At 62.9% G+C, this 26,815-nt stretch carries 19 protein-coding genes and 3 tRNA genes; 12 read left to right on the top strand and 10 right to left on the bottom strand.

All coding sequences use genetic code 11. The features are described from left to right. The first annotated feature begins 125 nt into the window (after window positions 1-125). The 4 genes from ACNQOP_RS11710 (at window position 126) to ACNQOP_RS11695 (ending at window position 5,403) form a co-directional block, all read left to right on the top strand. A complete protein-coding gene (locus ACNQOP_RS11710; protein ID WP_416404538.1) occupies window positions 126-1,310 on the top strand; it encodes a sensor histidine kinase in 1,185 nt (394 codons plus the stop codon). A gap of 4 nt (window positions 1,311-1,314) precedes the next feature. Further along, window positions 1,315-2,028, top strand: coding sequence for a response regulator (locus ACNQOP_RS11705; RefSeq protein ID WP_416404537.1), 714 nt, complete (start codon window positions 1,315-1,317; stop codon window positions 2,026-2,028). 108 nt (window positions 2,029-2,136) lie between these two features. Next, a complete protein-coding gene (locus tag ACNQOP_RS11700; RefSeq protein ID WP_416404536.1) occupies window positions 2,137-2,931 on the top strand; it encodes an ABC transporter ATP-binding protein in 795 nt (264 codons plus the stop codon). A gap of 3 nt (window positions 2,932-2,934) precedes the next feature. After that, window positions 2,935-5,403 (top strand): ABC transporter permease, encoded by a 2,469-nt coding sequence (locus ACNQOP_RS11695; protein ID WP_416404535.1) that lies wholly within the window; start codon window positions 2,935-2,937, stop codon window positions 5,401-5,403. A 110-nt stretch (window positions 5,404-5,513) separates the two neighbouring features. On the opposite strand, the gene metG is transcribed toward ACNQOP_RS11695, so the two are convergent. From metG to ACNQOP_RS11650, 9 genes are all read right to left on the bottom strand, one after another. Continuing rightward, window positions 5,514-7,073 (bottom strand): methionine--tRNA ligase, encoded by a 1,560-nt coding sequence (metG, locus tag ACNQOP_RS11690; RefSeq protein ID WP_235521536.1) that lies wholly within the window; start codon window positions 7,071-7,073, stop codon window positions 5,514-5,516. Window positions 7,074-7,107: 34 nt separating this feature from the next. Then, window positions 7,108-7,863, bottom strand: a complete 756-nt coding sequence (locus ACNQOP_RS11685; protein WP_235521537.1) for an ABC transporter ATP-binding protein — start codon at window positions 7,861-7,863, stop codon at window positions 7,108-7,110. Continuing rightward, on the bottom strand, window positions 7,860-10,670 hold the full coding sequence (locus ACNQOP_RS11680) for an FtsX-like permease family protein (protein ID WP_416404534.1): 2,811 nt from the start codon (window positions 10,668-10,670) through the stop codon (window positions 7,860-7,862). Before ACNQOP_RS11680 ends, ACNQOP_RS11685 begins: the two co-directional genes overlap by 4 nt. Before the next feature lie 212 nt (window positions 10,671-10,882). Next, a complete protein-coding gene (serA, locus tag ACNQOP_RS11675; RefSeq protein WP_211711613.1) occupies window positions 10,883-12,478 on the bottom strand; it encodes a phosphoglycerate dehydrogenase in 1,596 nt (531 codons plus the stop codon). Window positions 12,479-12,766: 288 nt separating this feature from the next. Further along, entirely contained in the window at window positions 12,767-13,792 is a 1,026-nt protein-coding gene (ilvC, locus tag ACNQOP_RS11670) for a ketol-acid reductoisomerase (RefSeq protein ID WP_211711612.1), read from the bottom strand. A 65-nt stretch (window positions 13,793-13,857) separates the two neighbouring features. Then, window positions 13,858-14,370, bottom strand: a complete 513-nt coding sequence (ilvN, locus tag ACNQOP_RS11665) for an acetolactate synthase small subunit (RefSeq protein ID WP_021470923.1) — start codon at window positions 14,368-14,370, stop codon at window positions 13,858-13,860. A 2-nt stretch (window positions 14,371-14,372) separates the two neighbouring features. After that, window positions 14,373-16,277: an acetolactate synthase large subunit gene (locus ACNQOP_RS11660; protein WP_416404533.1), complete on the bottom strand. Its 1,905-nt coding sequence runs from the start codon at window positions 16,275-16,277 to the stop codon at window positions 14,373-14,375. Window positions 16,278-16,564: 287 nt separating this feature from the next. After that, complete coding sequence (gene ilvD / locus ACNQOP_RS11655; RefSeq protein ID WP_416404532.1) at window positions 16,565-18,286, bottom strand: dihydroxy-acid dehydratase; 1,722 nt, start codon at window positions 18,284-18,286, stop codon at window positions 16,565-16,567. Between the two features lie 88 nt (window positions 18,287-18,374). Further along, window positions 18,375-19,325 carry a LysR family transcriptional regulator gene (locus ACNQOP_RS11650; protein WP_257369090.1) on the bottom strand — a complete coding sequence of 317 codons (951 nt, stop codon included), beginning with the start codon at window positions 19,323-19,325 and terminating at the stop codon, window positions 18,375-18,377. Between the two features lie 177 nt (window positions 19,326-19,502). Here ACNQOP_RS11650 and ACNQOP_RS11645 point away from each other — a divergent pair, with 177 nt between their 5' ends. The 4 genes from ACNQOP_RS11645 to ACNQOP_RS11630 all read left to right on the top strand — a co-directional run bounded on the left by ACNQOP_RS11645 (window position 19,503) and on the right by ACNQOP_RS11630 (window position 22,045). Next, window positions 19,503-20,429 (top strand): hypothetical protein, encoded by a 927-nt coding sequence (locus ACNQOP_RS11645; protein ID WP_416404531.1) that lies wholly within the window; start codon window positions 19,503-19,505, stop codon window positions 20,427-20,429. Between the two features lie 15 nt (window positions 20,430-20,444). Then, window positions 20,445-21,578, top strand: coding sequence for a PQQ-dependent sugar dehydrogenase (locus ACNQOP_RS11640; protein ID WP_416404530.1), 1,134 nt, complete (start codon window positions 20,445-20,447; stop codon window positions 21,576-21,578). Between the two features lie 121 nt (window positions 21,579-21,699). Beyond that, window positions 21,700-21,775 (top strand) — tRNA-Lys (locus tag ACNQOP_RS11635). Between the two features lie 194 nt (window positions 21,776-21,969). Beyond that, a tRNA-Lys gene (locus ACNQOP_RS11630) sits at window positions 21,970-22,045 on the top strand. A 103-nt stretch (window positions 22,046-22,148) separates the two neighbouring features. On the opposite strand, the gene ACNQOP_RS11625 is transcribed toward ACNQOP_RS11630, so the two are convergent. After that, window positions 22,149-22,616 carry a MarR family winged helix-turn-helix transcriptional regulator gene (locus tag ACNQOP_RS11625; protein WP_284987079.1) on the bottom strand — a complete coding sequence of 156 codons (468 nt, stop codon included), beginning with the start codon at window positions 22,614-22,616 and terminating at the stop codon, window positions 22,149-22,151. Between the two features lie 85 nt (window positions 22,617-22,701). On the opposite strand from ACNQOP_RS11625, the gene bcp reads away from it, so the two are divergent. From bcp to ACNQOP_RS11605, 4 genes are all read left to right on the top strand, one after another. Continuing rightward, entirely contained in the window at window positions 22,702-23,175 is a 474-nt protein-coding gene (gene bcp / locus ACNQOP_RS11620; protein WP_416404529.1) for a thioredoxin-dependent thiol peroxidase, read from the top strand. Between the two features lie 53 nt (window positions 23,176-23,228). Next, a tRNA-Leu gene (locus ACNQOP_RS11615) sits at window positions 23,229-23,310 on the top strand. A gap of 196 nt (window positions 23,311-23,506) precedes the next feature. Further along, window positions 23,507-25,168, top strand: a complete 1,662-nt coding sequence (locus tag ACNQOP_RS11610) for an ABC transporter substrate-binding protein (protein ID WP_257369094.1) — start codon at window positions 23,507-23,509, stop codon at window positions 25,166-25,168. Between the two features lie 79 nt (window positions 25,169-25,247). Next, a complete protein-coding gene (locus ACNQOP_RS11605) occupies window positions 25,248-26,753 on the top strand; it encodes a malate:quinone oxidoreductase (RefSeq protein WP_257369095.1) in 1,506 nt (501 codons plus the stop codon). Window positions 26,754-26,815: the final 62 nt, after the last annotated feature.

Raw genomic sequence — 26,815 nt, 5'->3', positions numbered from 1 at the left:
ACGTCTATCTAGCCAAGCAATCCACATGCTGGTCAAAATCGTCTCACTCTGCGAACACCCCGTTACGCCGGGTTCAGACCACGGCATGATGCCCTGACACTCCAGCTCCGCATAGAGTCGTATGCGTGGATAGCAGGCATGCAATATACGAATGGTTCCGGGTCAACCGCTTCAAAGTGGACCTTACGGCTACGTGCCTCCTGATCCTGCTCTTTGGGCCGGTCTATCTCCTTGCCGGGCACCCGTGGCTCGCCCTCCTTTCCTGCAGCCTCCTGTTGCCCCTCGCTTGGCGACGCACCCGGCCGGCCATGGCCGCCGTCGTCGTTATCCTTGTGTGCCTCCTCCAGTGGGCGGTGGGTGCGGAACCCGTGGCGGGCCAAATCGCGGTTCCGCTCGTCATTTACGCCACCGCCGCTTACGGACCTGCCTGGGCAAGCCGGACAGTGTTGCTCGCAGGGATGCTTGGCGGCATCATGCTGACCACACGCGAGTTCTCCAGCAGTGCCGAGTCGGGCATCATGGGCCTGACCATCGGGGCCCTCTATACGGTGCTGATTTGGATGCTGGTGCTGGTGAGTTGGACGTTGGGGGACCTCACCCGCGTTCGACGACTCCAGCTCCAGGCATTGGAGGACCGCACCCGGCGCCTTGAAGTAGAACAGCAGCAGGAGCGCCAGTTGGCCGCAGCTGACGAACGATCCCATATTGCGCGGGAAATGCACGACATCGTGGCCCACTCTTTGTCCGTAATCATTACTCAGGCAGACGGCGCACGTTACGCAGCCGCAGCGAAGCCCGAACTCGCCACCGAAGCGCTGGCCACCATTGCCGCCACAGGCAGGGATTCCCTGGCAGAGATGCGACGGCTGTTGGGCATCCTCCGCTCCGACGACGACTCCCCCACCCGCCCGCAACCCCGGCTTTCCGATCTGGACGAGCTCCTTCTGGGTTTCCGCGCCGCGACGCTGCAGGTTGCCTTCGACCAAAGCGGCGTCCCCCGCAGGGCGCTTCCCGCAGGAGCGGAGCTGACCGCCTACCGCATCATCCAGGAGGCGCTGACCAATGTCATGAAACATGCCGGCCCGAAGGCCAGTGCGCGGGTGACGCTCGCCTGGCAAGGCAGGGGCCTGCAGCTGGACATCCTCGACGACGGGCGGGGCGCCGCCGCTGATCCGCCGGCGGCAGGTGGCGGCAACGGCCTGCGGGGCATGGGCGAGCGCGTGTCCCTCTACGATGGTTCCTTGACTGCAGGCCCCGAACAGGGCGGCGGTTTCCGCGTATCCGCTTTCATCCCCTATTCGGAGGCCTAAAACCATGTCCGATGTTCCTGCGCCCATCCGGGTTGCCCTGGTTGACGACCAACACCTGGTCCGCTCGGGATTTGGCATGCTGATCAACTCCCAGCCGGATCTGGAAGTCGTGGCCGAAGCGGCGAACGGCATCGAGGCTGTCCAGGCTTTGGGGGCCACAGCGGCCGACGTCGTCCTCATGGATGTCCGCATGCCCGGGATGGACGGCATTGAAGCCACCCGGCGCATCCTTGAGCAGGCAGCAGCCCAACCCGCGGGATCGCAGCGTGCAGAGGTCAAGATCGTGGTGCTCACCACCTTCGATCTTGATGAGTACGCCTTGGCTGCCATCCAGGCCGGCGCGAGCGGGTTCCTGCTCAAGGATGCCCCGCCCGAAGAGCTCCTGGAGGCGATCCGCACCGTGTACCGTGGTGACGCCGTGATCGCACCGTCCACCACCCGTCGATTGCTGGACCATGTGGCGCCCCTTTTGAGGACGCAGACGCCTGAGCAGAGCGAGCACGCCGCGGCGGTCGAAAGCCTCACCGCCCGCGAGCGCGAAGTGTTCCAGCTGATCGCCCAGGGGCATTCGAATCCGGAGATCGCAGCGGGCTTGTTCTTATCCGAGGCCACTGTGAAAACGCATGTCGGGCACATCCTGGCAAAGCTCGGCGCCAGGGACCGCGTCCAGGTTGTGGTCATCGCATATGAGACCGGCGTGGTTGCGCCCGGGGCATAGCCTCATCCCGGGTTCCTCCCGGGCTCAGACCACGGTATGAGTTGGCGTCCGCGGGAATCGGTCCCCGGCCCGATCCGGCAAGGGTGCACTGAAACCTAGCGTGGAACCATGACAACATTCACGCCTCTCCCCCACCCTTCAGGAACGAACCCGCCGCAGGGATCGGACGCCGCCCAAGCCCGTCCCGCCGTCGAAGCATTTGAGCTGACCAAAAGCTACGGACGCGCCGATACAAGCGTTACGGCCCTGAACAAGGTGTCGGTAAGTTTCGACGCCGGGAAGTTCACGGCCATCATGGGACCCTCCGGATCCGGCAAGTCCACCCTCATGCATTGCCTGGCGGGCCTGGACTCGGCGGATTCCGGGCGCATTGTCCTGGGTGGCACGGAGCTGACTGGCCTCAACGACCGCCAGCTCACGGCACTGAGGCGTGAACGGATCGGCTTCGTCTTCCAGGCTTTCAACCTGGTGCCTACTTTGACAGCCGAGCAGAACATCACGCTTCCGCTTGCGTTGGCGGGTACAACGGCCGACGCCGGATGGCTCGATACCGTTGTCAGCACGCTTGGTCTGAAGGATCGCCTGAAGCACCGTCCACATGAGCTCTCCGGGGGCCAGCAGCAACGCGTGGCAGTAGCCCGAGCACTGTTGACCCGGCCCGACGTCGTGTTCGGTGACGAACCTACCGGCAACCTGGACTCGAAGGCCGGCGGCGAGGTTCTAGCTCTGCTTCGCCGGAGCAGCAAGGAAATGGGCCAGACCATCATCATGGTGACCCACGATCCCGTGGCTGCAAGCTACGCGGACCGTGTGGTGCTGATGAGCGACGGCGGCCTGGTGGGGGAAATCCACGATCCCACGGCAGATTCTGTCCTGGCGGCCCTTGGCAAGCTGGGGGCGTAAGGCATGTTGCGCGTTGCACTGTCCCAACTGACTACGCATTACCGGCGCTTCGTGGCGATCGGCCTTGCCGTGATGTTGTCGGTGATGTTCCTCGCTGCCACACTCATGGTGGGCGCAAGCACCAACGCGTCCTTGGGTGCGAGTATCGGCGAGGCCTACCGTAAAGCGGACCTCGTGGCGACGTCCAAGAACGGCGAACCTTTCACCCAGGCCGCCGTGGACGCTGCTGCTTCTTCGCCCGCTGTGGCTGAGAGCTACGCGGAGCGGTCGACGTATGTGACCTTCCAGGCCGGCGGGGGTGAACAATTCGGCCGGCTCCGGAATGCTGCCCCTGTTTCCTTGGAGGGCGCCGTCCTCTCATCGGGGTCCATGCCCTCGCAGCCTTTGGAAGCGGCCGTGGATGTCAAGACCGCAGAGCACCTGGGTCTCACCGTCGGCAGCACCCTGGAATTGCACGGGGCCGGTCCGGTCAAGAACGCCAAGGTGACCATTACTGGGCTGACGCAGGCCACGAACGACCCCTTCTCTTCTTCGGCAGCCCAACTAATAGCCTCCGAGTCGGTACTCAACGCGGTGCAAGACGCCGGAGCCGGCTATACGGGCTTGCAGTTCGCACTGAAACCGGGCGAGGACGTGTCCGCGGCGAAGGACTACATTTCCCGCCGGATGGACGCTGCCGGGGTGGTGTCGCCCGTCGTTGAAACGGCCGAGGAGAAGGTCACCTCAACGGTCGCGATGCTCAGCGCCGGGCAGGACCAGTTGACGGTGGTCCTGCTCGCCTTCGCCGGGGTGGCCATCCTCGTTTCAACCTTGGTGGTAGCCAATACGTTCTCTGTGCTCGTGGCCCAACGGACCCGGGAATTGGCCCTGCTGCGTTGTCTGGGCGCCGGGCGTTCCCAGATCCGCGGCTCTGTCATGCTTGAGGCCTTCGTGGTCGGGTTCGTTTCCTCCGTGCTGGGTGTCCTTGCCGCCACTGGCCTGATGACGGCGCTGATCGCCTGGGCCAAGTCACAACCGGAGCAGGCTTTCGCGACCCTGGCAGTCCCTCCGTCGGCCATTGTTGCCGGCATGGTGGCAGGCACCTTGTTGACCGTCGTTGCGGCGCTGGTTCCGGCCAAGGCGGCAACCGCCGTCGCGCCTCTTGCCGCCTTGCGTCCCGCCGATGACGCGTCCGTCCGGAACCGGCGTGGCAAGCTCCGGCTCCTCATCGGACTGCTGGCTTTTCTGGGCGGTGCCGGCCTGCTGGCCTACGGCAGCCTGAACGTGGCGCTGCCGGTTGCGTTGCTGGGTGGCGCCGCGTCGTTCGTGGGCATCCTGCTCTGCTCCTCCCTTTTCATCCCCTCTGTGGTCGCCTTGGCAGGCCGGCTCGCGGCACCGGCCGGCGTGCCCGGCAAGCTTGCCGCCGTCAATGCCACCCGTAACCCGGCGCGTACTTCCGCGACGGCCGCGGCCCTGCTGATTGGCGTGACCTTGGTGTCCCTCATGATGACGGGCGCCGCGACGTCCCGGCAGGCGTTCAACGACACCCTTGCGGAGAACTACCCCCTTGACCTCTCCGCCCAGACTGCCGTGGACGGCACGGCCAACCTTTCCCAGGCAGTGGACAGGATCAAAACGCTCGACGGCGTCAGCGCGGCGGTCCTGCTGCAGGCCGTGGGAACCTTGAAGGACGCGTCCACCCCCGATGGCGGACAGACCGTGTACGCCCTCCCGGGAGCCGACGCAGGATCGGTGGTGCGGGATGCCAACCTGAAGCCGGCCCCTGGCGTGGTGTACCTGCCCGAAGATTCCGCCGCCGGGCGCGCGAGTATCGGCACGACAGCCGGCGATATTTCGCTCGATGCGAAGGTCCTGCGCACCCGGAACGTCCCTGCCTTCGTCGATGCAACCAGCATTACCTCCGCGGCGCTCCCGGAGACCCCTGGCATGGTGTGGGTGAAGTTGGACGACTCCGTCCCGGCGGACCGGGTGCAGGCAATCCAGAAGGAGATTGCGTCGGCCCTCGGTGTCCAGGAACGCACTGTCAGCGGCGCAGCGATCGAACGTGTGACGTTCAACAGCATCATCGATGTCCTGCTGCTCGTGGTCACAGGGCTGCTGGGCGTGGCCGTGGTCATTGCCTTGATCGGCGTGGCTAATACCCTGTCGCTTTCGGTTCTTGAACGGACGCGCGAAAACTCGCTGCTCCGTGCCTTGGGGCTGACCAAAGGCCAACTCCGCGGGATGCTGGCTATCGAAGCTGTGCTGGTGGCCGGAGTGTCAGCCCTCCTGGGCGCAGGCATGGGCATCGTCTATGGCTGGCTCGGCGCGCAGGCAACCCTGGGCGGCATGGCTACGGTGGTTCCCGCCGTGCCATGGCTCCAGCTGCTGGCAGTCTTTGGCGTGGCTGTGGTGGCCGGTCTCCTCGCGTCGGTGATTCCGGCCCGTCGAGCTGCACGTTTGTCGCCGGTGGAAGGGCTCGCCACTGCCTGACGCTCCATCACCAACTGGCGCTTAAACCCGAACGCTCCCGCATTTCCTCCGGTCCTGCCGGGTCGAAATGCGGGAGCGTTCCGCTGATGGGGATGGTTCGTGGAAGAGCGCTAGGCTTCGGCGGGTTCCTCGAAGCGCGGGAAGACAGGGGCAGGTGCCGGCAGTTCAGTGCCAGCGACAATCGGCGTGGCGATCGCAGCGAACTGGCGCGCGTCACCTTCCGGCTGTCCGAGGACCTCAAGGAGCTTGGCCGACGACGACGGCATCACGGGTTGGGCGAGGATCGCCACGATCCGGACCACTTCCAACGTGACGTAAAGGACCGTGTTCATCCGTTCCACGTCCGTTTTGCGCAGCACCCAGGGGGCCTGTTCTGCGAAGTAGGCGTTGGTATCACCGAGCACAGCCCAAATAGCTTCAAGGGCGCGGCTGAATTCCTGCTTTTCGAACGCAGAACGCGCGATGTCCAACAGTCCACCGGCCCGGGCCAGCAGGGCGTTGTCCTCGTCGGTGAACGCACCGGGCGTGGGTACCTTGCCTTCGCAGTTCTTTGCCACCATGGACAACGAACGCTGGGCAAGGTTTCCGAAGTTGTTGGCGAGGTCCGAGTTCATCCGGCCCACGATCGCTTCGTGGTTGTAATTGCCGTCAGCGCCGAACGGAACTTCGCGCAGGAAGAAATAACGGCACTGGTCCAGGCCGTACTGCGCCACGAAGTCCTGCGGTGCCACAACGTTGCCCAAGGACTTGGACATCTTGACACCGTTATTGGTCAGGAAGCCGTGGATCATGACGCGCTTGGGCAATTCAAGCCCTGCGCTCATCAGGAAAGCAGGCCAGTAAATGGCGTGGAACCGCGAAATGTCCTTGCCGATCACGTGAACATCGGCCGGCCAGAACTTCCTGAACTGTTCGGACTCGACGTCAGGGTACCCCACACCCGTGAGGTAATTGGTCAGGGCGTCCACCCAGACATACATGACGTGCTTCTCGTCACCCGGGACCGGAACACCCCAGTCGAAGGTGGTGCGGCTGATGGACAGGTCTTCGAGGCCACGCTTGACAAAGCTTATGACCTCGTTGAAACGGGACTGGGGAGCACCGAACTCCGGCTGCTCGCCGTAGAGCTCCAGGAGCTTGTCCTGGTAGTTGGAGAGCCGGAAGAAGTAGCTTTCCTCAGCCGTCCAGGTCACCAGCGTGTCCGTCTCCTTGGAGTAACGGAGGCCGTCCTCCTTGACCACGGTGTCGTCCTCGACGTAGTACGCCTCGTCGCGGACCGAATACCAGCCCTCGTACTTGGACAGGTAGATGTCGCCGTTGGCTTCCATCTTCTTCCAGATGGCCTGCGATGCGGCGTAGTGGTCCTGGTCCGTGGTGCGGATGAAGCGGTCATGGGAGATGCCCAGGTCCTGGCTCATCTGCTTGAACGCCGCCGAGTTCCGGTCCGCGAGCTGCTTGGCAGTGATGCCTTCCTTCTCCGCGGACTGCTGCATTTTGAGCCCGTGCTCGTCCGTTCCGGTCATGAAGAAGACTTCATGTCCATCAAGCCGCTTGAAGCGCGCCATGGCATCGGTCGCAATGACCTCATAGGCGTGGCCGATGTGCGGCACGCCGTTGGGGTAGCTGATTGCGGTGGTGATGTAGAACGGGGATTTCTCTGGAGACGTCACTCTAAAAAGTTACCTTTATTTCGGATGAAAGAGCTTAGTTAAGTTCGGTCAGCGTATCGCTGAGGCGTACCAACTCGTGGTCGTGGGAAGCCACCATGACAGCGATACCGTCGCTGGTGGTGTCCTTCAGGATTCCGATAATGCGGTTGGCCGCGGCACGGTCGAGGCTGGCTGTGGGCTCGTCCACTACCAGGACCCGGGTGCCCAGGATCAGTGCGCGTGCAATGGCCACGCGCTGGCGTTCGCCACCCGAGAGCTGGGCGGGACGGTGCCGCATCCGGCGGCCAAGCCCCACCAGGTCCAAAAGGTCCTTGGCCATTTCCGTGCGCTGTTCCACCTCGCCGTCGGGAACGGCAGGAAGCAGGACGTTCTCCAATGCACTCATGCCATCGATCAGGGCACCGCCCTGGTCCACGTAACCGATGAGAGCACGACGACGGTCGGCAATTTCGTCGTCGCCCATCGTGTCCAGGGGGACGCCTTCCCAGAAGACCTTGCCCGACGTCGGCAGCGTCAGACCGGCGCTGACCGTCAGGATACTGGTCTTGCCCGAACCGCTTCGGCCGGCGATGCAGTGCATCTCACCGGCGTGCAGCGTCAGGTTGAAGTCGTCGACGACGTCGACTTCCTCGGCTCCGCCTTTGTCGCCACCGTAGTGGATGGTGACGCGGCTCAGTTCCAGGGGCGTGGCGTGGTCCGCTGCCCGCACGATCGTGTTGGCGCGGGTCTGCAGCGACTCTTCGGGGGATTCCGGGGTGGCCGCCAGCTCGGGGTTGGGAGTCTCGGTCATTTGACTACTTTCGTTGCGATCGGAATCCAGCAAATAACGGCCAGCAACCCGGCCAGGCCGGCCCAAAGGGCCGCGTAGGGGGCAAGGAGAAGACCCAATCCCAGTGCGCCAAGGACGCCCAAAGGAAGAGCCACGGTGCCCACCAGTGCATTTTCGAAGAAGCGGACCTGTCCCAGCATGTCCGGGTTCCAGCCCATGGCACGCAGTGTGCCCAGGTACTCACGCTTGGCATGGAGCTCAAAGCGGCCGGTCACAAGCGTCAGGAGAAGCCCAACCACCACGCCAAAGACGGCAAGGATCACGCTGGGAGCCGCAATGCTGGCAGTCGCAAGACCACTCAGCGCACTGGCGCCTGCCGCACGGGGAATGTCGATCAGCAGGGCGATCAAGGCACCTACCGCGGCACCGAAAACGCCAACGGCCACAGCCAGCGAGATGGAGTTGAACCTGTTGGTGGTGAGCTGCCTGTTGGCGAACGTCAACGGGGAATCCACGGTAACCAGGCGCTCATCATGCTGCGGTTCCTGGTCAACCACGACGCGGTGGCGCAACTGCTGGGCGGCCAACAAAGCCGCTCCGATGTAAATGACCAGCATGGTCGCCGAGACGATCACGGTGGCAATGTTCCAGCTGAGGAGACTGAGGACCACTCCGGCAACCGTCAGTGCAGCGGCACCCACGGCGAACTCTTCAAGGACCCAGGACCGGATCCGCTTCTGGGTCCAACCCATGGCCCGCAGGATGCCGGCCTCGCTTCTCCGCTGGCGTATGTAGCTCACCGTTGAGGCACCGGTCAGGAGCGTGGCGCCCAACAGGGTCAGGAACAGGAGGGTGATGTTGGTTCCTGTCAGGGACCCGGAGACTGCGTCGGCAGCATCCTGGCGTACCCATGACTGCTGGACGGTGCCCAGGGGCGACTCCTTGCCGGCGTCGTCCTTGCTGTAGCCGGGAACAAAGATGTTGGCGTCTTCGCGGGCGGATCCAGCCACCACGGTGGCTTCGAGGCCGAGTTCGCGGATCTGGGTGGCCAGCTTCTCAACCTCGGGCTGGGCTGTCTTCCAGTTTCCCGCGGCGTTGGCACGGACGCGGACGGCGTCGATCACGTTGGCGTTGGAATCGTAACCACGGGCCGCGGCCAGGCCGTAGTAGTCAGTGATGGCGCCGGCAGACTGGCTGACCAGGCCCGTAGCGCTCAAGGAAGGCTTCAGGGCCGTGCTTTGGACGTCCTTGCCGTTGGCGTCCTTGCTCAGTGTCATCGGGGCGGGGTCGTAGCCACCCAAAGGCAGCTTGTTGACGTCACCGGCTGCGGCTTGGACGGCGGCCGGATCAAAGGTGCCATAAACCATGGGCAAGGGAGCAGCGGGCTTCTTGCCCGTTTCGAGGTCTTCCCGGTACGACCGTTCGTCGACCGGCTTGCGCTGGGTTTGGTCCACAGGCGCTCCGAAGGAGGACTTCTCAGGCAAGCGGTTCACAGTGACCCAGTCCCCCGGCGTGGCACTCTTGTCCGAAGCGCCGTTGGCGGCGTCCTCGCCGTCCTTGTACTTCGGCGCAGCTGCGAAAGCGGTGCTCCAGGTGGCCGGGTTGTACAAACCCTGGCTGAACGACGCCGTGCTGCCAAGCAGTTGGCTGTGGTCGGTGGAACCGGGCCACTCCAGGGCAAACGGGGACTTGGAAACGAACGGGAGGTAGTCCTTGTCCAAAGAACGGGTGACCGTGCCGACGTCCTTGACGACCTTGCCGCTTGCGTCAATTTCCTCGATCTTGACCGAGTACTGCAGGTCCAAGGAAGTACCCGTGCGCACGATCAGCGGGATCGCCTTGGAGTCGTTCGTCAGCAGGCCATCACGCTTGGCTTGCTGGTACTGCGTCATAAGCGGTGCCCAGTACTTGAGCTTGACGCCCAGGAAATCAGGGCCCTCCTCGAGCTGTTGCATGCTCAGGCCTGTGGTGAAGAGGCTCTCAAAGTGGCGTCCAATGGCTCCCGCGTCGCGGGCGTCCGCCGGGGGCGCCTTTTCAAGCGGCGCCAGGAAGTCGCCCGCTGAGCCCAGCAGGGCCCTTTCGGCAGCAGGATCGACGGCGACGACGGACTCAGTCACCTCAGGTGCCAGGGGAAGCGCGACAGAAAGGTTGAACAGGTTGTGCTCGGACCCGAGAGCCGGAGCCGGGAACTTGACGCCAGTCTCTCCCTCAGGACCGGCGATCCGGACGTTGCTGCCGCCGGCAGCTTGCTCCTGCACCAAGCGGCCCTTACCCAGGGTGCCCTCGGCACTGGTCTTGAAAAGAGTCTGCTGGTTGACTCCGTCAGAGCTGGTTGCCGATGCTGTCAGGCGGTACTTCTTCGGTGAATCGGACAACACGGACTCGGCCGCAGGCCACTTGCTTGAATCCATGGCGGAGGGGTCGCCCGCAGTGATAGCGCCGGCAAGGCCGGCGTTATATCCCAGGTAGTCCATCGCATTCAGCCGGGGGGCTTCCAGGTTCTGGGACACGCGCGAGACCAGGCTGATGGGAGCCGCTACGGCCGTCTGGCCCATGCCGCGGATTTTGTCCAGTTGATCAAAGCTGATGCCGCCCTGACCATTGGCAATCTCCGGCTGGATCAATGCACCGCCGTCGCCGTTCCGGGACTGATCCGGCTTTGCCTGGACCAGGATGTCGTAGAGTCCCCGCGAGTTCTCGTCCACTGTACGGTTCAGGGCTGCCTGTGACTGGCTCTGAACTAGGACGGACAAACACATGGCGACGATCAAAATGGCCGCGGTCAGCAGCAGCACACGGCTTCTGATGAACCTTTGGACGGCGTTCATTGGGCTCCCTGAGACCTTGATTGCGGGCGCGCACACATGGTCCGGCATTTTGCGAAAAACGCGGGAAATACCGGGCTGTATGTGCAAAAAGTTTGTGGCCGGCCTGCTGCCGGGTCCGAATCCCGGACCCAGCCATTGTAAGCAGACCGGCCACTCCTGCGTGCCTTAGGGTGTGTCGCAGGCACGCGAACATCAGCTGATACGGATCAGTCCTAGTCCTCCAGGTCCACTTCCCGGACCATGTCTGCACCGATCCCGGCCTTGATGGCTTCCAGGACCTGCTGCGGAACGGAGCTGTCGATGGTCAGGAGGGCAAGGACCTGCCCGCCCTCGGTCTGGCGTGCAACCTGCATGCCGCCGATGTTGATGTTATTCATGCCCAGGATGTGGCCAATGGTGCCGATAACGCCCGGGCGGTCTGCGTATGCCACGACCACCAGGTGTTCGCTGATGGGAATTTCAACGTCGTATCCGTTGACGCCCACGAGCTTCTCCACCTGCTTGGGGCCCGTCAGAGTTCCGGCAACAGAGATCTGCGAACCATCGCTGAGAGCTCCGCGGATCGTCAGGACATTGCGGTAGTCCTCAGCGTCCGGTGTGGTGATGAGGCGGGTGTTGATGCCGCGCTGCTCGGCGATGACAGGGGCGTTGACGTAGGAAACCTGCTCGGTGACCACATCGGCAAAAACGCCCTTCAGGGCAGCGAGTTCAAGGACCTTGACGTCAAGCGCAGCGATCTCGCCTGCCACCTCAACATCGATCTGCGTGAGGGAAGCATGGGTCAGGGCGGTGAAAATGCGCCCCAGCTTTTCGATCAGCGGGATGCCTGGACGGACGTCCGGTGCAATGACTCCCCCGGCGACGTTGACGGCGTCCGGCACGAGCTCGCCGGCCAAGGCAAGGCGCACCGACTTGGCCACGGAAACGCCTGCCTTTTCCTGTGCCTCATCCGTTGATGCTCCAAGGTGCGGAGTAACCACCACGTTGTCGAGCTCGAAGAACGGCAGGTCGGTGCTCGGCTCCTTGACGAAGACGTCCACGCCGGCACCAGCGATCTGGCCTTCCTTCAGTGCGGTGTAGAGGGCTTCCTCATCCACCAGTCCACCGCGGGCAACGTTGATGACGTACGCCGATTCCTTCATCTTCGCAAACGCATCCGCTCCCAGCATCCCCACCGTCTCCGGCGTCTTGGGCATGTGGATGGTGATGAAGTCGGAGTTTTCCAAAAGTTCATCGAGGGTGACCAGCTTGACGCCGAGCTGGGCTGCGCGCGCCGAGGTGATGTAGGGGTCGTACGCGAGGATCTCGGTCTCGAAGCCCTGAAGACGTGCCGCGACCAAGGCACCAATACGTCCGAGGCCAATGATGCCGATCTTCTTCTCGAAGAGTTCGATCCCGGTGTACTTGGAACGCTTCCACTCGCCGTTCTTCAACGCCGCGCTGGCCTGCGGAATGTGGCGGGCCAGGCTGAGGATGTGGCCCACAGTAAGCTCAGCGGCCGAGACGATGTTCGACGTCGGGGCATTAACCACCATGACGCCGGCCTGTGTTGCGGACTTGATGTCCACGTTATCCAGTCCAACGCCGGCACGGGCGATGATCTTGAGGTTCTTGGCAGCGGCGATCGCTTCGGCATCCACCTGGGTGGCCGAGCGAACCAGGATGGCGTCGACGTCGGCGATTGCGGACAGCAGCTGGGAACGGTCGGCGCCGTCGGTCTGGCGGATTTCAAAGTCCGGGCCCAATGCCTCGACGGTGGCGGGCGAAAGTTCCTCGGCGAGGAGGACGACGGGTTTGCTGGCTGACACGGGGTGGCACCTTACTTTGGACAACTTTGGGACAGAACTGGACAAGGAGCGGATGCGTGGCCCGGGCACGGCACCGGGACCAGCCCAGAATATCGAATCCGGGCTCTGTTTCCGGTGCCGGGGAGGGATGTTACGACCGGCCGGACCGTTGCTGTGAAGAAGTTCACAGCCAGGTTGCTGAGTAACCGGAAGGGAAAAGTGTGGGGAAACAACGACGCCCGCCCGGTTGTGTAGGCCGGACGGGCGTCTGCTGCAGTTCTTGGGCCGTAGGGTCCAATCAACCGGAAATCAGCGGGCTGCGGAACCCTCGACGTAGTCGGCGTCCTGCTGCTGCCAGGAGAAGAGCGAACGCAGTTCACGTCCAACTTCCTCGATCGGGTGCTGCTCGGCCTTGGCACGGAGTTCCTTGAACTCGACACCGCCGTTGTCCTGGTCGTCGATGAAGCGCTTGGCGAAAGCGCCGCTCTGGATGTCCGCGAGGACAGCCTTCATGTTTTCCTTCACCTCGGGGGTGATGACGCGGGGGCCGGAGACGTAGTCGCCGTACTCAGCGGTATCGGAAACGCTCCAGCGCTGCTTGGCGATGCCACCTTCCCACATGAGGTCCACGATGAGCTTGAGCTCGTGAAGTACCTCGAAGTAGGCGATCTGCGGCTGGTAGCCGGCTTCGGTCAGGGTTTCGAAGCCGTACTGGACGAGCTGGGAAACACCACCGCAAAGAACGGACTGCTCGCCGAACAGATCGGTTTCGGTTTCTTCGGTGAAGGTGGTCTTGATGACGCCGGCGCGGGTGCCGCCGATGGCCTTGGCGTAGGACTTGGCCAGGTCCCAAGCGGAGCCGGAAGCGTCCTGCTCAACAGCGATGATGTCCGGGATACCGCGGCCGGCTTCGAATTCGCGGCGGACGGTGTGGCCCGGAGCCTTCGGGGCGATCAGGATGACGTCGACGCCGGCAGGAGCCTCAATGTAGCCGAAGCGGATGTTGAAACCGTGTGCGAAGGCAAGCGCCTTGCCTTCGGTCAGCTTGTCCTTGATGGAGTCGTTGAAGATCGACCGCTGGTGCTGGTCCGGAGCCAGGATCATGATGACGTCTGCCCATTCGGCGGCGTCGGCAACGTTCTTGACCGTGAAGCCTGCGTCTTCTGCCTTGGCGGCCGACTTTGAGCCGTCCTTGAGTGCGATGACTACCTCGACGCCGGAATCGCGCAGGTTGAGGGCGTGGGCGTGGCCCTGGGAACCGTAGCCGACGATGGCTACCTTGCGGCCCTGGATGATCGACAGGTCTGCGTCGTCGTCGTAGAACATTTCAGTCACTTGCGTAACTCCTCTTGAGTGGTTTCTTAGATATTGATGGTGGTGCTGCGGTACTGGGCGCGTGCTCACGCGGAGCGGAGCGCCCTGTCACTCATGGAGCGGGATCCCCGTCCAACGGCCAAGGTGCCGGACTGCACTATTTCACGGATGCCGAACGGCTCCAGCACTGAAAGCAGCGCTGCGAGCTTCTCGGGGGTACCGGTTGCCTCAATCACCAACGAGTCTGTGGACACGTCGACGACGGCGGCACGGAACAGGTCTGCAGCCTGGGTAACCTGCAGACGTGTCGCGGCATCCGCACGTACCTTAACCAGGATGTGGTCGCGTTGTACGGAAGATTCAGAAGTGAGCTCCACAATCTTGATCACGTTGACCAACTTGTTGAGCTGCTTGGTGACCTGCTCGATCAGGTCGCCGTCGGCGTCGACGACGACAGTCATGCGGGACATGCCTGGAACCTCGGTGGGTCCCACAGCAAGGGAGTTGATGTTGAATGCGCGCCGGGCGAACAGGCTGGCCACGCGGGTCAGCACGCCGGGCTTGTCTTCTACCAGAACCGACAGTGTGTGGCGGGTCATGCCTAGTCCTCCTCTTCCCATTCGGGGGTCATGTTGCGGGCAACCTGGATCTGGTCATTGCTGACCCCCGAGGGCACCATGGGCCAGACCATCGAGTTGGGGCTGACGACGAAATCGATCACCACTGGTCGGTCATTGATTTCGAGGGCCTTCTGGATGGTGGCGTCGACGTCCTCGTCACGCTCGCAGCGCAGGGCTGCGCAGCCGTAGGCGTCAGCCAGCTTGACGAAATCCGGAATCCGGATGGTGTCGTGGCCTGTGTTCAGGTCCGTGTTTGAGTAGCGGCCTTCGTAGAACAGTGTCTGCCATTGGCGGACCATGCCCAGCGAGGAGTTGTTGATAATGGCGACCTTGATCGGGATGTTGTTGATGGCGCAGGTGGCCAGCTCCTGATTGGTCATCTGGAAGCAGCCGTCGCCGTCGATGGCCCAGACCACGCGGTCCGGCTCACCAACCTTTGCGCCCATGGCAGCCGGAACGGAGTATCCCATGGTTCCTGCACCGCCGGAGTTCAGCCACGCGTGGGGGCGCTCATACTTGATGAACTGTGCAGCCCACATCTGGTGCTGGCCGACGCCTGCGACGTAGATACCGTCCGGACCGGTCAGCTCGCCAATGCGCTTGATCACGCGCTGGGGTGCAGTCAGGCCGTCCTCGGGCTCGGTCCAGCCCAGCGGGTAAGTGTCCCGGAGGTTGCCCAGGAAAGCCCACCAGGAATCCAGGTCGGGGGTTCCGCTCAGCTCGAACTGCGTCTTCACGGCCTCGGTCAGTTCCGGAATGATTTCCTTGACCGATCCCACAATCGGCACGTCGGCGGTGCGGTTCTTGGAGATTTCCGCAGGGTCTATGTCGGCGTGGATGACCTTTGCGAACGGCGCGAACGTCTTCAGCACGCCGGTCACCCGGTCATCAAACCTGGCACCGAGCGTGATCAGCAGATCGGCCTGCTGGAGCGCGGTAACAGCGGACACGGATCCGTGCATGCCGGGCATGCCCACGTGCTGCGGGTGCGAGTCCGGGAATGCACCCCGTGCCATGAGGGTCGTGACGACAGGAGCGCCAGTTGCCAGGGCGAGCTCCATGAGCTCCGCCGAGGCGTGGCCCTTGACGACGCCACCACCGACGTAGAGGACGGGCTTGCGTGCTGCGGCGATCAGCTTGGCAGCTTCGCGAACCTGCTTGTTGTGTCCGCGGACCACCGGACGGTAGCCCGGCAGGTCCACCTTCGGAGGCCAGGAGAACGTCATCTGGCCAACCTGGGCGTCCTTGGCGATGTCCACCAGCACCGGGCCGGGGCGGCCCGTGGAAGCGAGGTGGAACGCCTCGGCCATGACATGGGGAATGTCGTTGGGGTCGGTGACCAGGAACGAGTGTTTGGTGATGGGCATCGTGATGCCCACGATGTCCGCTTCCTGGAAGGCATCGGTGCCGATGACTCCACTGGAGACCTGGCCGGTGATGGCCACCATCGGCACGGAGTCCATGTGGGCATCCATGATGGCGGTAACGAGGTTGGTGGCGCCCGGGCCTGAGGTGGCGATGCAAACGCCAACCCGTCCGGTAACCATGGCGTAGCCTTGCGCGGCGTGGCCGGCTCCCTGTTCGTGACGGACCAGGATGTGGTTCATGCTGGAGGCCATCAAGGGGTCATAGGTGGGCAGGATCGCGCCACCGGGCAAACCGAAAATATCATCCACGCCGAGTTCTTCGAGCGAACGGACAATTGCTTGCGAGCCGGTCATCACCGTTGGGGGTACAACGTTGTTCGGCCCAAGTACAGGAGAGAGAGGTGCAGCAGCGTCGACGACGACGGCCTCAGCCGTGCGGTCGACCTTTTCCGGAGCTTTGTGGGCTCCAGCGGACTTTGCAGCCATCAGCGAGGGGCTGATCGGCGATCCTTTGCTCATCGGACTCTTCCTTAGTGGATCTTCATTGGTGGGACTTGGGAATAAAAAAACCCCTCAGCCTTCCGGCTCTTCGAGGGGTTTGCGCGTGACGGTTCGTTACCAGTCGGGCTAAGCCACGCGCTTGGTAAGGACGACGACGCCGACGGTAACGAATGTGATCATGCGTTCAGTGTTCCCTCTTAGGGAGATACGTGTCAATTGACGACTATCGTATCTCACTATTTGGACAGCGATGTCCGCCTGCCGGACTCCGACTGTCTCAAAACAATCGGAGCCCCCGGCAGGATTCAGCCGCAGTAAGCCCCAGTGGAGGCACTGTGGACCAGCTTGGCGTACTTGGCGAGGACACCCTTGGTGAACTTGGCCGGCATGGGCTCCCAGCCGACCTTGCGGGCTTCGAGCTCGGCTTCGTCGACCAAAAGGTCGAAGGAACGGGCCGCGATATCAACCCGGATCCTGTCCCCGTCCCTGACAAAGGCGATGGGACCGCCGTCGACCGCTTCCGGTGCGACATGGCCGATGCACAGGCCGGTGGTACCGCCCGAGAAGCGGCCATCGGTGAGCAGCAGGACATCCTTGCCCAGGCCGGCGCCCTTGATGGCTCCCGTAATGGCCAGCATCTCGCGCATGCCCGGACCACCCTTGGGACCCTCGTAACGGATGACCACAACGTCGCCCTTGTTGATTTCGCCGTTGTCCAAGGCATTCAAGGCACCCTGTTCGCGCTCGAACACGCGGGCCGAGCCTTCAAAGACATCCGCGTCGAAGCCTGCGCTTTTCACGACGGCACCTTCCGGGGCCATCGAACCGTGGAGGATGGTGATGCCACCGGTCTTGTGGATCGGGTTGTCCAGGGCGCGGAGGATCTTGCCGTCGAGGTCCGGGGGGTTGATCGAGGCGAGGTTTTCGGCCAGCGTCTTGCCCGTGACCGTGAGGCAGTCACCGTGCAGCAGCCCGGCGTCGAGCAGTGCCTTCATGATGACCGGCACGCCACCGATCTTGTCCACATCGGTCATCACGTAGCGACCGAAGGGCTTGAGGTCGCCCAAGTGCGGGATTTTGTCGCCGATGCGGTTGAAATCGTCCAGTGTCAGCTCGACCTCGGCCTCGCGGGCAATGGCCAGCAGGTGCAACACCGCGTTGGTGGAACCGCCAAAGGCCATGGTCACCGCAATCGCATTTTCGAAGGCCTTCTTGGTCATGATGTCGCGGGCGGTAATGCCCAGGCGCAACAGGTTGACGACAGCTTCGCCGGATTTCCGGGCAAAGTCGTCACGACGGCGGTCTGCCGAGGGCGGCGCCGCGGAACCCGGGAGTGACATGCCGAGGGCTTCGCCGATGCAAGCCATGGTGTTGGCTGTGTACATGCCGCCACACGCACCCTCGCCGGGACAGATGGCCTTTTCGATGCGGGTGAGGTCTTCCATGCTCATCTTGCCGGCCGCGCAGGCACCCACCGCTTCGAAAGCATCAATGAGGGTGACTTCCTTTTCGGAGCCGTCTTCCAGCTTCACCCAGCCCGGCATGATGGACCCGGCGTAAAGGAAGACCGACGCGAGGTCCAGGCGGGCGGCAGCCATGAGCATTCCCGGAAGGGATTTGTCGCAGCCGGCCAGCAGCACGGAGCCGTCAATGCGCTCGGCCTGCATAACGGTCTCCACGGAGTCGGCAATGACTTCGCGGGAAACGAGGGAGAAGTGCATGCCTTCATGCCCCATCGAAATGCCGTCGGAAACGGAGATGGTGCCGAACTGCATGGGGAATCCGCCACCTGCGTGGACGCCTTCCTTGGCTCCCTGCGCCAGGCGGTTCAGCGAGAGGTTGCAGGGCGTGATCTCGTTCCAGGAACTGGCGACACCAATTTGCGGTTTGGCGAAGTCGTCGTCGCCCATGCCGACCGCGCGGAACATGCCGCGGGCGGGCGCCGCGTGGATGCCGTCGGTGACGACCCGGCTACGGGGCTTGATGTCCGGAGTGCTGTCTGTCGCATTGTGGGTGGTGTCACTCATGGAGCAAAGTCTATGTGCACCCGGTGCCGCAGCACGCCGTTCGCTCCCGGGTTAAGCGCCACCATCCAATTGTTGCGGACGTCCGCCGTCAGGCCCCGCCCGCTCCCCGGGCGACGGGAGCGGACCCGTCGAGTTCCCCGGCAAGAGCGGCCGCTTCACTTTCGAGCATGTCGAGGACGCCCCTGATGGTGGTGCGGGCAGCAACTTCCTGGCGCGCCAACGCCACAATGCTCCTGCTCGCCTTAACATCCGCGAGCGGGCGGAGCACCAGGCCCCTACGGGCGCTCGCCCTGGCCGTGTACCGCGGCAGCAGGCAGATTCCGTGGCCTGCGCCCACCAACGCCTCCAAGACCCGGAGGTCGGGATAGCGTTGCCCTCTTTGGGCAGGTCGCCCGGCATGCAGCTCGATCTGGCGAAGGACCGTATCGAAGGGAAACCCTTCGGGCACGCCTATCCAGGGAAAATCGATGACATCGTCCGGGCGCAGCTCGTTGCGGGCAGCCAAGGGATGCCCGGCAGGCATGGCCACGTCCAGGGCCTCTTCCAGGAGCGGCACTACGGTGAGCCCGCTCCGGGCGAACACGTCCGGCCCATCCACGCTGTGGGCAAGCACAATATCGTAGTCAGCTACCAAGGGGGCGAAGTGGGCCGTCCCGGGGTCCTCGAAGTGGGCATCGAAGGCTAGCCCTTCCACCGCTGCCACACGGTGAAGCACGCCAGGCAGCAGCATCTCGGCGGCACTGGGAAAGAAGGCAACGGACACCCGTGCCTGCCAGCCCTTCCTGTAACTGTCCACGGTGGACTCCGCCCTGGCCATGGCCGTGGCTATATCAGCGGCAGCGGCGGCCATGGCTTGCCCCGCTTCGGTCAGTTGCACACCGCGCCCGACTTTCTCCACCAGGACAACCCCGATTTCGGCCTGCAATGTCTTCAACTGCTGCGAGACCGCCGAAGCCGTGACATTCATGGCGTCCGCTGTGGCGCCAACACTTTGCCGGTCCGCCAATTCACGCAAAATCTGCAGCCTTTTGAAGTCCATGCAGCCAGACTAGGCGACCTGCGGGAATTCGGAGACCGTGAACATAAAAGCCATAATCACTAAGGAGACTGACAAATTTGGGTAAACCAGCAGGTCAAACGCTGGACAGCCCAAAGGCGGACACGTAACGTCGGAAATACCACGAGCTGCACCCCTGTGAGCAGAAGGGCATCCGCCATGGATTGGTTAATTTGGGTCATTGTCATTGTTTTGGTCGTCGCGATTATTTGGTGGCTCATGAGCCGCAACAAGGCGCCGGATTCAACCCCCACCCGGACCGGGGCAACAATAGCCCCAGCGGCCATGGAGCCGGGAAACCGGGGGGCCATCCCCGATACCGCAGCAGCAGCCGCGGGCGTGGCAGGTTTGGCAGGCGTAACGAACCTGGGCACCACAGCTGCCGAGGGCAGCGGGCCTACCCGCGAGGAACGTACGGCCGAGGAACCTGACGTCGTGGCGGAACCTGAGGTGGCCGAGGAAGCTGTGGTCGTCGAGGATTCGCCCTCCGCCGGTTCGTCGGACATTCAGCAGGACCAGACTCCCGGCCTCACGGTGGAGGAGCCGGTTGTTGCCGCGCCTGTTGTGGATGAGCCCACGGTGAGCGAACCCAAGGTGGACATCGAACCCAGGGTGGACATCGAACCGGTGGTGGATACGGACGTTCAGGTGGATAGGGACGCCGTTGTTGATACAGACTCAGCGGTGAATACGGACCCGGCAGTCGATCCTTCCGTGGCCGGCGGCAGCCACGCCGACAAAGAAGCCGACAATGCAGAGTGGGAATCATCGTGGACGGATGAGAGCGGGGCGCCCGTGCATCACCACGAGTACACGGACTCCCACTCCCCCACCCTGCCGGGCGCCGAAAGTGCAGCGGCGGAAGAAGCGGTTCCTTCAGGGCACCTGGCAGTTGAGCATCCTTACGGGACGGGATCCTCGAGCTCGCCGGGCGACGGCTACCCCGTGAAGGCGAGTGCTTCTGCCATGACCTATCACGATGAAGATACGGCTGGCTACGAAGACGTTGCCGCGGATGTCTGGTTCGAATCCGCGGCGCATGCGGAAGCTGCAGGCTTCCGGCCTCCCCGGCGAAGCCGGCATTAGCGGGCGCGCCCTGCCTTGTTCCGGCGGCAGCGGGCAGGACAGGACCGTCCACCAGCAGGCGGGCGGGCGGGACTGGCGTGTGCCATCGCCACGGCCCTTGTCCTGACCGCCTGCACCGGCAACCCGTCGTCGCCCGGTTCAGCTGCGACTCCCGGTGGCAGCGGCGGCCCGGTGTCGCACGAAGCTCCCAAGGGCCTTCGGGTGGAGCAAAAGCTCGACGTCGGATTGCAGCTGCCGTGGTCGGTCATCTTCCTGCCGGGCGGCACAGCGCTGGTCTCCGAACGCGATTCAGGCATGATCAAGAGCATTCGTCAAGGCAAGGCAGCCACCGTTGGCCAATTACCGGGCGTGGTCCCTGGCGGGGAAGGCGGACTTCTGGGGCTCGCGCCGTCCCCCACGTTCGCATCCGATCACTGGCTGTACGCCTACCTGACAGCCACCAGCGACAACCGGATTGTGCGGGTCCGGCTCAAGGGCGATGCGGACGGCAGCTTGGCCCTGGGCGAAACAGAGGTGATTTTCTCCGGAATCCCCAAGGCGTCCACACACAACGGTGGCCGCATCCGGTTCGGCCCGGACGGGCTCCTGTACGTGGGCACCGGTGACTCCCAGCGGCGTGACCAGCCACAGGATCCCAGCACCCTCGGGGGAAAGATCCTTCGCCTGACACCGGATGGCCGGCCGGCACGCGGAAACCCCTTCGGCGATGACAACCCCGTCTACAGCTACGGACACAGAAACGTCCAGGGCCTGGCGTGGGACAGCGGAGGGCGGCTCTGGGCCAGCGAGTTTGGGCCCGATGTAGACGACGAGCTAAACCTGATTACCCCTGGCGGCAACTACGGGTGGCCAACAGTAACCGGAGCACCAGGACGGAAAGGCTTCATCGACGCCAAGGTGGTCTGGCCGTCAACATCGGATGCCTCACCCAGCGGGTTGGAGATACTGGACGACGTCGCCTACACGGGCGCACTCCGCGGGCAGCGGTTATGGGCCATTCCCCTCGAAGGCGAAGCGACGGGCGCGCCTGTGGCCTATTTCACAGGAGAATACGGGCGCTTGAGGGACGTCGCCGGCGCTCCGGATGGGACCTTGTGGGTCATCAGCAACAACAAGAACCCCGATTTTGCGCTGATTTTGAGGCCTTGACCCCGGGGCAATCCTCCAGGTGGGCCTCGATTTCACACCGACGGGCAAATCGTGTAGAGTTACTTGTCGTTGCGGAGATCGCCGGGGAAAACAAAGCCCAGTGCGATCGAAGACAACAGATGCACCTCTAGCTCAACTGGCAGAGCAATTGACTCTTAATCAATGGGTTCCGGGTTCGAGTCCCGGGGGGTGCACCATTGGAAAAGGCCTTGGAGATCATTGATCTCCAAGGCCTTTTCTTTTTAAGTATTGGCAAAAGGATCGCAATCCCCGAAGCGGGACGGGTCACTAGGCCGATGGTCATTAGCGCCCAAAAAGTAGTGTAGAGTTATTTGTCGTTGCGGAGGTCAACGAGGAATGCGAATTCTTCGAATTGGTCTTTGTAATTGCTGCACCTCTAGCTCAACTGGCAGAGCAATTGACTCTTAATCAATGGGTTCCGGGTTCGAGTCCCGGGGGGTGCACCACGAAGAAAGGCTCCGGATCGTTATGACGATCCGGAGCCTTTCTGTTTCCCGCACAGGCTGAACCCGGCGAGGGGCGTGTTGTTACAAGGGGGCCGGTACGGGCTCAGCCTTGGGACGGCTCGGCGTCGTCGTCATGGACCTTCTGCTCCGGCGCCGGGATGCCGGCAAGCCCCCGGACCACAATCCTGAGTTCTTCACGCAACCTGGCGGTGTCCACTGCTACAGGCGACAGGACATCCTGTTCGAGCTTCACGGCTTCCGCGAGGGCTGCCGTGCCGGCCTCCGTCAATGTCACCACGTGGCTCCTGCGGTCGGAATCACTGCGGTGGCGCGTGACGTGACCGTGGAGCTCGAGCCTCGCGAGGGTAGTTCCCATGGTCTGGGCCTTAACCCTTGCAACCTCGGCAAGCGCGGCCTGGGTTATGGCACCCTTGGCGGCAAGCACCTGCATGGCAATGACGCCGGCGTGGGTAAGGCCGATGGACTTCAATTTTTCGTTCCACGAGATTTCCACCAGGCGCGCAGCCGTTGAAAGCAATCGGGTAGTGGGCCATCTCTCCATATCTGGCATGCCGACAGTATATGCGCGCAACAGGCCAGGGCGTGCCTTTTCCCCACTAAACTGGTAAATCGCGATCGTTAGCAAGGAGATTATTGTGGCTGAACGACTTATGCCGGGCGACACCGCACCGGACTTCACCCTTCAGGACCAAACCGGCAATAGCGTGGGATTATCGGACTTCCGTGGGCGAAAGACCATCGTCTATTTCTACCCGGCGGCCTCCACGCCCGGGTGCACCAAGGAGGCCTGTGATTTCCGCGACACGCTGGCTTCACTGCAGGCCGCTGGGTACGGGGTGGTTGGCATTTCCCCCGACCCGGTCAAGGACCTGGCCAACTTCGCGGAAGCGGAGGCCCTGACATTTCCACTGCTCTCGGATGCTGACCACGCGGTGGCCGATGCGTACGCTGCCTGGGGAGAGAAGAAGAACTATGGCAAGACCTACATGGGGCTGATCCGTTCCACCGTCGTGGTCGACGAGGACGGAAAAGTGTCGCTGGCGCAGTACAACGTACGGGCCACAGGGCATGTTGCCAAGCTCCGGCGCGATCTGAAACTGGATACGTAGCGGGTACACTGGAGGCCGGTAGATGGCGGCCCAGTGCTGCCAGGCTGCCGCCGGCGCGAGTGGTGAAATTGGCAGACACGCAGGATTTAGGTTCCTGTGCCTTCGGGCGTGGGGGTTCAAGTCCCCCCTTGCGCACAGATGCAGTGAAGAAGCACAGCGGCTTCGGGCCGCAGGAGTGCCCCCTGGCGAGACATCCGGGGGCACTCTCCTCCAGCAGCCGGGGAGCTTCCTGAAGGCGCGCTGGGGAGCGCGCTCAGGACGTTCATTTACACTGGAATGCGGTCTGGCCGAAGCCGGCCACAGCACTTCCAACCGGCTTGAGGGGACAACAGTGGCAAGCAGCAAAAGGCGGCGCCTGACCGTACAGTTCGGAGCCGTGGTTGTGGCACTGGGGCTCTCAGCATGTACTGGATTAACGGGCCCCTCGCCTACCCCAAGCAGCACCACCACCGCTGAGCCCACCGCCACGTTCAACTTCGGAACATCCTCCATGCCGTTGGGCCTTGATCCGGCCTTGACCTCCGATTCCGAGTCCTACCGCATCACGCGCCAGGTCCTCGAAGGCCTGGTAGGCGTCGACGGCGAGACCGGGCAGACCACCCCGTTGCTGGCGACGGAATGGAAAGACAGCAACAATGGCCTCAGTTACGATTTCACGCTCCGCTCCCAGGTCACCTTTCACGATGGAACCCCGCTGGATGCGGCCGCTGTCTGCGCCAACTTCGACCGCTGGTTCACCTTCTCCCCGGACCTCCGGAAACAAGCCCCGGGGATTTCCTTCCAGAGCGTCTTCAAGGCGTACTCTGACTCCCCCGTCTTCTCCATCTTCAAGGACTGCAAGGCAGTTTCAGCCAACAACGTCCAGATCAACCTGACGCGTCCCTTCACCGGATTCCTGAAGGCCCTCACGCTGCCGGCATTCGCGATCTCCTCTCCGGCAGCTTTGGCAGCCCAAAAAGCAAACGTCCTGGACCAGGTCCGCAACGGCGAAGCGATCTCCACCTACGCAAGCCACCCTGTAGGAACCGGCCCTTACGAATTCAGCGCCTGGGACGACAAGCACGTCACCCTCAAGAGCTACAGGAACTACTGGGGTAACCGGGGCCAGATAGCCACCATCAACTTCATTCCTTACGACCGCGCCGAGACCCGCCAGCAGGCTTTGCTGGACGGAAAAATCGACGCCTACGACCTCGTGACGTCCGGAACCTTCGACCAATTGGTCAAGAAGGGAGTCCAGATTATCCAGCGGGATCCCTTCTCGGTGATGTACCTCGGTATCAACCAGGCCGTCGCGCCCTTGGACAAGCCGGAGATCCGCCAGGCGATCGAAATGGCCATCGACAAGGAATCGCTGATCCGGAAGTTCTTCATCGACAACACCACGCAGGCGTCACAGTTCGTTCCGCCCAAGCTCAGCGGCTTCAACAACAATGCCCCATCTCTGGGGTACAACCCGGACAAAGCCAAGGACCTGTTGTCCAAGGCGGGCTATAAAGGCGAAGAGTTGAAGTTCTACTATCCGCTGAACGCCACCAGGGCCTATATGCCAACGCCGGAGAAGATCTACGCCGAAATCAGCCGTCAACTGGTTGCCGTGGGCTTCAACATCAAGCCTGTGCCCGTGGACTGGGAGGATGGCTACCTCCAGAAGGTGCAGTCACCCGGAGACCGTGCCCTGCACCTGCTCGGCTGGAACGGCTCCTACGCCGATGCCGACAACTTCCTTGGGCCCCTGTTTGGGGAAACCCGCGCCGAGTTCGGATACAGCGATTCGGACGTCTTCCACAGGATCGAGCGGGCACGCGCACTGCCCGACGGCGATGAGCGCAACGCGCAGTACCAGGCCATCAACGCTGCCATCGCTGCGTCCGTGCCGGCTGTCCCGATCGCTTTCCCCATCTCAGCGCTGGCTTTGTCCGACAAGGTCGAAAGCTACCCGGCCTCCCCGGTACTTAACGAAGTTTTCACGAACGTCCGGCTAAAGCCTTGACGAGCGGCCGTAATTTCAGTATTGGGACTTCGCGGGGATATTCTGTAGCAGCCAGTGCCGCCGCTAACGGAGATTGATTGTGACCTTCATTTCCAAGACTCAACATGCCGACGTCGTCCTTATTGGCGGCGGAATCATGAGTGCCACCCTGGGTGCGTTCATCAAGCAGCTTGAACCCTCCTGGACCATCTCCATGTTCGAACGACTCGACGAAGTGGGGCTTGAGAGTTCCGGACCATGGAACAACGCAGGCACCGGACACGCCGCGCTGTGTGAGCTCAACTACTCCCCGGCAGCCAAGGACGGCTCCGTGGACCCGTCAAAGGCGCTGCACATCAACGAGCAGTTCCAGCTGTCCCGGCAGTTCTGGTCCCACTTGGTGGACAGCAACGTCATTGGCTCCCCCAAGGGCTTCATCAACACCGTTCCGCACATGAGCTTCGTCATCGGCGATGACCACGCGAACTTCCTGAAGACCCGTTACGAGGCCCTTAAGCCCAACACGCTGTTCCGCAGCATGGAGTACACCGAGGACCAGGCCCAGATCGCCAAGTGGGCGCCCTTGATCGTCAAGGGACGTGACCCCAAGCAGCGCGTCGCCGCCACCCGCGCGGCTGAAGGCACCGACGTCGACTTCGGTGCCCTGACTCGCGAACTGACCGGCTACCTGCAAGCCGCCGGCGCCGAAGTCAACTACGGACACGATGTCACCAACATCAACCGAGCAGCCGGCGGCGGCTGGGACCTTTCCCTCAAGCACGCCAAGTCGGGCGAGCACGGGCGTATCCACGCGAACTTTGTCTTTGTCGGCGCCGGCGGCGGTGCGCTTCACCTGCTCCAGGCCTCCGGCATTCCGGAAAGCAAGGGCTACGGTGGATTCCCGGTCTCGGGCCAGTTCTTCCGCTGCACAGATGACGCCATCACCTCCCAGCACAGCGCGAAGGTCTACGGCCAGGCATCCGTTGGCGCCCCTCCGATGTCCGTCCCCCACCTGGACACCCGGTTCGTGGATGGCAAGCGCTCCCTCCTGTTCGGCCCGTACGCAGGTTTCTCCACGAACTTCCTGAAGACCTCCAGCTACCTGGACCTTCCGCTGTCCATCCGCCCCGGGAACATCATTCCGATGCTGGCAGTGGCCAAGGACAACATGGACCTCACGGCCTACCTCATCAAGGAAGTTGCCAAGCGGCACGAAGCCAAGGTCGAGTCCCTGCGCGAATACTATCCGGAGGCTTCCGGCGGCAATTGGGAACTGATTACTGCCGGCCAGCGTGTGCAGATCATCAAGAAGCACCCGCAAAAGGGCGGCGTGCTCCAGTTCGGCACCGAAGTCATCGCCTCCCGCGATGGATCGATCGGCGCCCTCCTTGGCGCATCCCCGGGAGCTTCCACTGCCGTGCCGATCATGATCGAACTGCTGCAGAAGTCCTTCCCCAAGAACTTCAAGGGCTGGCAGTCCAAGCTCAAGGACATGATGCCGGGTTACGGTGTCAAGCTCAACGAGAACCCTGAATTGGCTGCCGAGCTGGAAGCAAGCACCGCACGTTCCCTGCAGCTGGAAGTGGCCAACGCCATCCAAAGCTAGGCCATACCCGGGGCTGCGGCCGGTTCCCGTCAGACGAATCGTTACGTAGACCCTGGGAGTCA

The organism is Arthrobacter sp. LFS091 (assembly GCF_047977885.1).
Classification (GTDB): domain Bacteria; phylum Actinomycetota; class Actinomycetes; order Actinomycetales; family Micrococcaceae; genus Arthrobacter.
Note: the sequence above shows the minus strand (reverse complement) of the source record. Positions and strands in the feature narration are given on the sequence as shown.